Annotated in this window: 2 protein-coding genes; both read left to right on the top strand. The window is 41.0% G+C overall.

Translation table 11 applies throughout. The features are described from left to right. Positions 1–357: IS66 family insertion sequence element accessory protein TnpA (gene tnpA, locus M3210_RS20040; protein WP_251518057.1), on the top strand; the 357-nt coding region annotated here is incomplete at its 5' end. Then, positions 354–710, top strand: a complete 357-nt coding sequence (gene tnpB / locus M3210_RS20035) for an IS66 family insertion sequence element accessory protein TnpB (RefSeq protein WP_039235788.1) — start codon at positions 354–356, stop codon at positions 708–710. The genes tnpA and tnpB, both read left to right, overlap by 4 nt. Positions 711–821 lie beyond the last annotated feature (111 nt).

Below are 821 nucleotides of genomic sequence, written 5' to 3'. Positions count from 1 at the left end.
TTAGAAAAAAATCTGGAGGTTATGCCAATGAACGATGCTAACAAAAGAATAGAATGGAAAGCTAGGTATGATGCTTGGGAAGCAAGTGGTTTAAGTGCAGCCGAATGGTGCCGCAACGAAGAAGTGAACAAGCACCAAATGTACTACTGGATCCGTAAGTTTAGGGAAGATGCAGCTTCGAAACATGAGCCTCCATCTGGTACAAAATGGCTTACCGTTAATATGCAAAATACTCCCTCAGGTCATAGGAACGAGGAACCTGTATTTATTCATGTTGGTACGCTTTCTGTTGAAGTCCGGCCAGGAACTGACATGAAGTTACTATCTCATGTGGTTCGTGTACTACAAAATCAATGATATTCAATGCGAACTTTGAACGGGTTTATCTTGCGCGTGGAAGTACAGATCTTCGTAAATCCATTGATGGCCTCGCGGTTATTGTAAAAGAATGCTTCGATTTAGACCCTTTCTCGCCCTGTCTATTCGTTTTCTGTAATCGAAAACGAGACAAACTTAAGATTCTACAGTGGGAGAACAATGGATTTTGGCTCCATTATAGAAGATTAGAGAGAGGTACGTTCAATTGGCCGTCTGATCAAGATGAGGCACCAATGGATATCAGTCCCCGCCAACTACGCTGGCTATTAGACGGGCTATCTATTGAACAGAAACAAGCGCATCCAGAAGTGAAAGCACGTACCATTCTATAAATCAAGAAAAATGAGAATCCGACTAGTCAATTCGGGTTCTCTTTCGTATAATGAAACTATGAAAAATACAGACACCAAAAATCAGGAATCAATTGAATACTATAAAGAGCG

It is taken from the genome of Oceanobacillus luteolus, assembly GCF_023715655.1.
Taxonomy (GTDB): Bacteria; Bacillota; Bacilli; order Bacillales; family Amphibacillaceae; genus Oceanobacillus; species Oceanobacillus luteolus.
The sequence above is the reverse complement of the archived record's forward strand: the minus strand, read 5'-3'. Positions and strand labels throughout refer to the sequence as shown.